Source organism: Streptomyces sp. NPDC006265 (assembly GCF_040613555.1).
Taxonomy (GTDB): domain Bacteria; phylum Actinomycetota; class Actinomycetes; order Streptomycetales; family Streptomycetaceae; genus Streptomyces.
Genome location: NZ_JBEXSH010000498.1, coordinates 1 through 6,648 on the forward strand (window position 1 = coordinate 1; position 6,648 = coordinate 6,648).

General features: G+C 71.7%; 6 protein-coding genes and 2 pseudogenes. 6 read left to right on the forward strand and 2 right to left on the reverse strand.

The features are described from left to right. A pseudogene (locus ABZ281_RS31660) lies at positions 1-240 on the reverse strand (MarR family transcriptional regulator); the annotation flags it as partial. Between the two features lie 86 nt (positions 241-326). On the opposite strand from ABZ281_RS31660, the gene ABZ281_RS31665 reads away from it, so the two are divergent. Next, on the forward strand, positions 327-2,129 hold the full coding sequence (locus ABZ281_RS31665; RefSeq protein WP_356661064.1) for an ABC transporter ATP-binding protein: 1,803 nt from the start codon (positions 327-329) through the stop codon (positions 2,127-2,129). A gap of 43 nt (positions 2,130-2,172) precedes the next feature. Continuing rightward, complete coding sequence (gene mltG / locus ABZ281_RS31670) at positions 2,173-3,021, forward strand: endolytic transglycosylase MltG (RefSeq protein WP_356661066.1); 849 nt, start codon at positions 2,173-2,175, stop codon at positions 3,019-3,021. A 22-nt stretch (positions 3,022-3,043) separates the two neighbouring features. Here the strand turns inward: mltG and ABZ281_RS31675 are convergent, their stop codons facing one another. Next, positions 3,044-4,120 carry an NAD(P)-binding domain-containing protein gene (locus tag ABZ281_RS31675; RefSeq protein WP_356661068.1) on the reverse strand — a complete coding sequence of 359 codons (1,077 nt, stop codon included), beginning with the start codon at positions 4,118-4,120 and terminating at the stop codon, positions 3,044-3,046. Between the two features lie 213 nt (positions 4,121-4,333). Between ABZ281_RS31675 and ABZ281_RS31680 the strand changes: the two genes are divergently transcribed. The 4 genes and pseudogenes from ABZ281_RS31680 to ABZ281_RS31695 all read left to right on the forward strand — a co-directional run. Then, entirely contained in the window at positions 4,334-4,612 is a 279-nt protein-coding gene (locus tag ABZ281_RS31680) for a hypothetical protein (protein ID WP_356661070.1), read from the forward strand. Continuing rightward, positions 4,609-4,770, forward strand: a complete 162-nt coding sequence (locus ABZ281_RS31685) for a hypothetical protein (RefSeq protein ID WP_356661072.1) — start codon at positions 4,609-4,611, stop codon at positions 4,768-4,770. Before ABZ281_RS31680 ends, ABZ281_RS31685 begins: the two co-directional genes overlap by 4 nt. Positions 4,771-4,880: 110 nt before the next feature. Next, positions 4,881-5,303, forward strand: a complete 423-nt coding sequence (locus ABZ281_RS31690; RefSeq protein ID WP_356661074.1) for a YjbQ family protein — start codon at positions 4,881-4,883, stop codon at positions 5,301-5,303. A 168-nt stretch (positions 5,304-5,471) separates the two neighbouring features. Next, a pseudogene (locus ABZ281_RS31695) lies at positions 5,472-6,648 on the forward strand (protein phosphatase); the annotation flags it as partial.

Sequence of the window (6,648 nt, forward strand, 5' to 3'; positions counted from 1 at the left end):
GCTCGCCTCCAGGCAGACGACCAGCGTCGTCACGGCCCGCGGCACCACCTCGAGGCGCTCGGCCAGGTCGGCCATGCGCGGCGGCGCGCCCCAGTGCGCCAGCGTGCGCAACAGCCGGGACTGGGCCGGGGTGATGCCGAGGTCGCGGTGCTCCAGATGGCGCTTCTGGATGCGGTGGACCCGGCGGGTGAGCCGCAGCAACTGCTCGGCGAGCAGGCCGTCGGGGTCGGGCGTGGTCATGTGGGAACAATATCAGGATGCTGTTCATTGTGAGCATAGGTAACAATGAGCTGTGATCCGATCCGCCGCACCCCTCGTAGGAGCCCATGCATCCCGACCGTGAAGCCCCCTGGACCCCGCCGGCCGACTCGAAGGAGCAGCCCCGGCAGGTCCGCCGCATCCTCGGCCTCTTCCGCCCCTACCGGGGCCGCCTGGCGATCGTCGGCCTGCTGGTCGGTGCCGCGTCACTGGTCTCGGTCGCCACGCCCTTCCTGCTGAAGGAGATCCTCGACGTCGCGATCCCCGAGGGGCGCACGGGCCTGCTCAGCCTGCTCGCCCTCGGCATGATCCTCAGCGCCGTCCTCACCAGCGTCTTCGGAGTCCTGCAGACCCTGATCTCCACGACCGTCGGCCAGCGCGTCATGCACGACCTGCGCACCGCCGTCTACGGCCGGCTCCAGCGCATGTCCCTCGCCTTCTTCACACGCACGCGCACGGGTGAGGTGCAGTCCCGCATCGCCAACGACATCGGCGGCATGCAGGCCACCGTCACCTCCACCGCGACCTCGCTGGTCTCCAACGTCACCAGCGTGGTCGCCACCATCGTTGCGATGATCGCCCTCGACTGGCGCCTGACGGTCGTCTCCCTGCTGTTGCTGCCGGTGTTCGTGTGGATCAGCCGCCGGGTCGGCAACGAACGCCGAAAGATCACCACCCAACGGCAGAAGCAGATGGCCGCGATGGCCGCCACCGTCACCGAGTCGCTCTCCGTCAGCGGCATCCTGCTCGGCCGCACGATGGGCCGCTCCGACTCGCTGACGAAGTCCTTCTCCGACGAGTCCGAGGAACTCGTCGACCTGGAGGTGCGGTCGAACATGGCCGGCCGGTGGCGCATGGCCGTCATCACCATCGTCATGGCCGCCCTGCCCGCCGTCATCTACTGGACCGCCGGCATGGCCCTCCAGATGGGCGGCCCCGAGGTCTCCATCGGTACGATCGTCGCCTTCGTCTCGCTCCAGCAAGGCCTGTTCCGCCCGGCCGTGAGTCTGCTGTCGACCGGAGTGCAGATCCAGACCTCGCTCGCCCTCTTCCAGCGCATCTTCGAGTACCTCGACCTGCCGATCGACATCACCGAGCGCCCCGACCCGGTGCGCCTGGACCGGATCAAGGGCGAGGTCTGCTTCGAGAACGTCTCCTTCGGCTACGACGGCAAGGCCGGCCCCGTCCTCGACGGCATCGACCTCACCGTCCCGGCCGGCGGCAGCCTCGCCGTCGTCGGCCCCACCGGGGCCGGCAAGTCCACCCTCGGCTACCTGGTGCCCCGGCTCTACGACGTGACCGGCGGCCGGGTCACCCTCGACGGGACCGACGTGCGCGACCTCGACTTCGACACCCTGGCGCGCGCGGTCGGCGTCGTCTCGCAGGAGACGTACCTCTTCCACGCATCGGTCGCCGAGAACCTGCGCTTCGCCAAGCCCGACGCCACCGACGAGGAACTCCACCAGGCGGCCAAGGCCGCCCAGATCCACGACCACATCGCGGCCCTGCCGGACGGTTACGACACCGTCGTCGGTGAGCGCGGCCACCGCTTCTCCGGCGGGGAGAAGCAGCGCCTGGCCATCGCCCGCACCATCCTGCGCGACCCGCCGGTGCTCATCCTCGACGAGGCCACCAGCGCGCTGGACACCCGGACCGAGGCCGCCGTCCAGGACGCCATCGACGCCCTGTCGGCCAACCGCACCACCCTCACCATCGCCCACCGGCTGTCCACTGTGCGCGGCGCCGACCAGATCGTGGTCCTCGACTCGGGCCGCGCGGTCGAACGCGGCACGCACGAGGAGCTTCTGGAGGAGGGCGGCCGGTACGCGGCGCTGGTACGCCGGGACGCTCAACTGGAACCGACAAGATGAAAATATGCCGGGTTTATGGCGATATGCGGGTTACCGTGCCCGCATGCAGAAGAACACTCCGCCACGGAGCACGATTCGACTGACGCGCAGGGGCCGCATCGCCCTCGTCGCGACCGGAGCCGTCGTGGTCGGTACCGCCGTGGCGGTGCCGCTGCTGACCCTCGGGACCGAGGAGGAGAGTCGGCCCACGACCCTGGCGATCCCCGAGGGATGGCGCGCGAGCCAGGTGTACGCGGCTGTCGACAAGGCCCTCGCCCTGCCCGCCGGCAGCACGAAGAAGTCCCTGGACAAGGCCGCCCTGAAACTGCCGAACGACGCCGAGGGCAATCCTGAGGGCTACCTCTTCCCGGCCACCTATCCGCTCCCGGAGAAGGCCACGCCGGACAAGCTCCTCGCGTTGATGGTCGACACCGCGAACGAGAAGTTCAACGGCGCGCCCATCGCCGCCGGGGCGCAGCGCAACGCCATGAACGTGTACCAGGCCGTCACCATCGCGAGCATCGTCCAGGCGGAGGCGGCCACCAAGGCCGACATGGGCAAGGTGGCCCGGGTGATCTTCAACCGCCTCGAGCGCGGCATGCCGCTGCAGATGGACTCCACGATCAACTACGCCCTCAACCGCTCCACCCTCCGCACGGCGGAGAGCGACACCCGGATCGAGAGCCCCTACAACTCGTACCAGCGCATGGGCCTGCCGCCCACACCCATCGGCAACCCCGGCGAGGAGGCGATGCGTGCGGCCATCAACCCGCCCCCGGGCAACTGGCTGTACTTCGTCACGGTCCGCCCGGGCGAGACCCGCTTCACGGCGGACTACCAGGAACACCAGCGCAACGTCGCGGAGTTCAACGCGCAGACGAAGAAGAAGAGTGGGGCGCAGGCGGCCGGGTGAGGTCCTGGGGGCCCGAGCCGTGTCACGCCGCGGCCGGCTCCCGCTCCAGCAGTCGTCTGATGTCCCGTACGGCCGCACGGCCGGCGCGGTTGGCTCCGATGGTGCTGGCCGACGGTCCGTAGCCCACCAGATGGATGCGCGGGTCCGCGGCCGCGTGCGTGCCTTCCATGCGGATGCCGCCGCCCGGGGAGCGCAGCCGCAGCGGCGCGAGGTGGCCGATGGCCGCGCGGAAGCCGGTGGCCCACAGGATGACGTCGGCGTCGATGTGGCGGCCCCCCTCCCAGTCCACCCCCATGGGCGTGATGCGGTCGAACATCGGCTGCCGGTCGAGCACTCCGTCCTCGATGCCCTGCCGGATCGCGTCGTTGAACGGCAGTCCGGTGACCGAGACGACACTGCGGGGCGGCAGCCCCTGCCGTACCCGTTCCTCGACGAGCGCCACCGCCGCGCGGCCGGCGTCCTCGTCGAACGGGCCCTCGCGGAAGACCGGAGGGCGCCGCGTCACCCAGGTGGTGGCCGCCGCGTACGAGGTGATCTCCAGCAGATGCTGGGTGGCCGAGGCGCCGCCACCCACGACCACGACCCGCTGCCCGGCGAACTCCTCGGGTCCGGGGTACTGCGCGGTGTGCAACTGCCGCCCCCGGAAAGTCTCCTGGCCCGGGTAGCGCGGCCAGAACGGCCGGTTCCAGGTGCCGGTCGCGTTGATCAGCGCCCGGGTCGACCACACGCCATCCGAGGTCTCCACGAGCAGCCGCCCGCCGGACTCCTCGCGCACGGTCCTTACGTCCACCGGGCGCCTGACCCGCAGGTCGAAGGTCCGCTCGTAGCGGTCGAAGTACTCGCTGATCACCTCGGCGGACGGTCGCTCCAGGGCGGCGTCCCTGAGCTCCATGCCCGGAAGGGCGTGCATCCCGTGCACCTTGCCGTAGGTCAGCGACGGCCAGCGGAACTGCCAGGCGCCCCCGGGGGCGGGGGAGTGGTCGAGCACGACGAAGTGGCGGCCCGGCTCGAAACCGGACCGCCGCAGGTGATATGCGGCTGCCAGACCGGCCTGACCGGCGCCTATGACGACTACCTCGACCTCGCGCGTGTTGTTCACGCTTCTACTAACCGGGACGGGGTCATGGATCTTCCCCTGCGGATCCGCTCCTGTGGATCTCCCCGGCGACCGATGCGCGTGGCTCCGATCGAGTGGACTCCTCCGTCGGCGGATCGGAAGGCGGTCCCAAGCACCGGTGTGGGTGGTGATGTTCCTCGCGTCCCGCCCCTCCGGAAGAGGCGCCCCCGAGGCGACGTACTCCCTCCCGCCGTCTTGTTCGCCGCAGCGCTGCTCGTGGCGTCCGTGCCGGCCCCCATGGCGACGATGCCCGCCACGGCCGCCCCGGCCACCGGTGCCGTCCGCCATGACCGTGGCGACTCCCCGCGGCACGGTCTCGGCCTCGAGCTCACCGAACGGCTCGACCGGGCCGTCGCGGAGGTCCGCGGGCAGGCCGGCATCCCCGGTGTCGTCGTCGGACTGTGGATGCCGGGCAGGGGGAGCTGCGGCCGCGCCACCGGTGTGGCCGACACCGTCACCCGCCTGCCGATGTGACCGTCTACCTGCCCTCGCAGAAGGCCATCCTGGTCATCGTGATCAACACGGATGTCGTGGTCGAGGGCCAGGAGCCGTCGACACTGCTCGTCCGGGCGATCACGGCGGTCACGCCCCCCGACAACGTCTACGACGGCTCGGCCGTCACCAGGCCGTGACGCGCGGGGTCCTCCGTTCTGTGGCGGGGGACCCCACGTCCCTGTCGCCGCTCGGTCCGGCGTGGCCCGTGGTGGCCCGGGGTGCGCGGCGTGTGCGTCAGGATGGAGGCATGTCAGATGTCTTCACCACCCGAGTTCTCGACGTCAGCACCGGTGCCGCGGAGAGGGTCCTCGACATCACGGGCGCTTGCGAGTCCTTCCTGCGGGAGGCGGCGGGCGGCCGCGACGGCCTCCTCAACGTCTTCGTCCCGCACGCCACGGCCGGCATCGCCGTCCTGGAGACCGGCGCCGGCAGCGACGACGACCTCCTGGCCGCGCTGCACACCCTGCTGCCCGCCGACGACCGCTGGCAGCACCGGCACGGCAGCCCCGGCCACGGCCGCGACCATGTCCTGCCCGCCCTCGTCCCGCCCCACGCGACCCTGCCGGTGCTGGGCGGCCGGCTGGAGCTCGGCACCTGGCAGTCGGTGTGCCTGGTGGACACCAACAGGGACAACCCGGAACGGAAGGTGCGCCTGAGTTTCCTGGGGTGAGCGCGGTCCCGCCGCTCCGGACCGGGTGGTCCCGCCGCGCCGACCCGTCGGCCGCCGGCCCCGCGTGGTCCCGGCGCGCCGTGACGCCCGCCCTTAATGCCCGTATTCTCATCAATGCCAGATTCTCTTCAGAGCAGCGGATTATCGCGGGCGCAAGTGAGGCGAAGCGTGGTTCGATCCGGCGAGGAGCCCAGGCCGGCGGGGCGTGCGACGGACGGCACGGGGCCCGCCAGTCTTCGCGAGCTGTTCCTGCAGGGCGAGCCGGTCGAGACGGGCGTGCGGACGTCCATCCTGAACTCCTGGCGGCGCTCCCGGTCCCTGGAGCTGTCACCGGACACGTTCGACCTGCCCTACCGGGAGGACTTCGACCCGGGTGGCCGTATCGTCCGGGCGGCCGTGCCGGTGCTCGACCGGCTGCAGGCCACGTTCGCCGGCAGCCAGGTCAACATCTCGGTCGCCGACGCGAACGGGACGGTGCTGCTGCGCCGCTTCGGGGACCCGGTGATGGCCAGGAGGCTCCCGGCCATCCAGGTCGTCCCGGGGTTCGTGTTCGCCGAGCAGGTCGCCGGTACCAACGGCATCGGGCTGGCCCTGGCGGAGCGGCAGCTCATCCGTGTCTACGGCGCCGAGCACTTCGCGGAGCGCTCCCAGCAGAGCGCCTGCGTCGCGCTGCCCGTCCGCGACCCGCTCAGCGGGCGCATCGAGGGCGTCCTGTGCCTCGGCTACCCGCGCGGCTTCGAGCGGCCCGCCCTGGGGGTCGCCATCCGCCGGGCGGCCGAGGGCATCGAGCGGCGGCTGCTGGGGCAGAGCTCCGCGCGCGAGCGGGGCCTGCTGCGGACGTACCTGGCCACCGGGGCCGGAACGGCCGGTCCGCTCAGCGGTGTGGCATTGGACGCGCTGGCGAGCGAGTTCCACCCCCGTGACCAGGCCATCCTCAAAGAGAAGGCCGCCGAGCTCATCTCCGGTGCCCAACGGGGTGCCGCCGAGGTGACCCTGCCCGACGGCCGAAGGGTGACGCTCGTGAGCCGTCCGGTGACGAGCGGCTCCGGTGTGCGGGGCATCGCGATCGAGGCCGTCATGTCCGGTTCCCCGGTGGGGGAGCCGTTCGCCATACCGCGCCAGACGGACGAGCTGTCCGGTCTCACCGTCCCCGCCGTTCCGCTCTCCGCCGCGCGCCCGGCACTCACCCTGCCGTCCGGGCACGCCGCCGTTCCTCCCGGCCCGGCCGTCACGACCGACGGGGGCGGTGGGACCGTCGGGAGCGCCGCCGGCGCCTCGAAGCCGGCCACGGCGGATGGCACCGCCGCGGGCGCCCCGGAGCCCGTCACCACGGACGGCACCGCCC

What these genes read in the sequence shown, in the direction of transcription:
- mltG (WP_356661066.1), top strand. Translation starts at nt 2,173, where the DNA reads ATGCAGAAGAACACTCCGCCACGGAGCACGATTCGACTGACGCGCAGG.
- ABZ281_RS31690 (WP_356661074.1), top strand. Translation starts at nt 4,881, where the DNA reads ATGTCAGATGTCTTCACCACCCGAGTTCTCGACGTCAGCACCGGTGCC.
- ABZ281_RS31665 (WP_356661064.1), top strand. Translation starts at nt 327, where the DNA reads ATGCATCCCGACCGTGAAGCCCCCTGGACCCCGCCGGCCGACTCGAAG.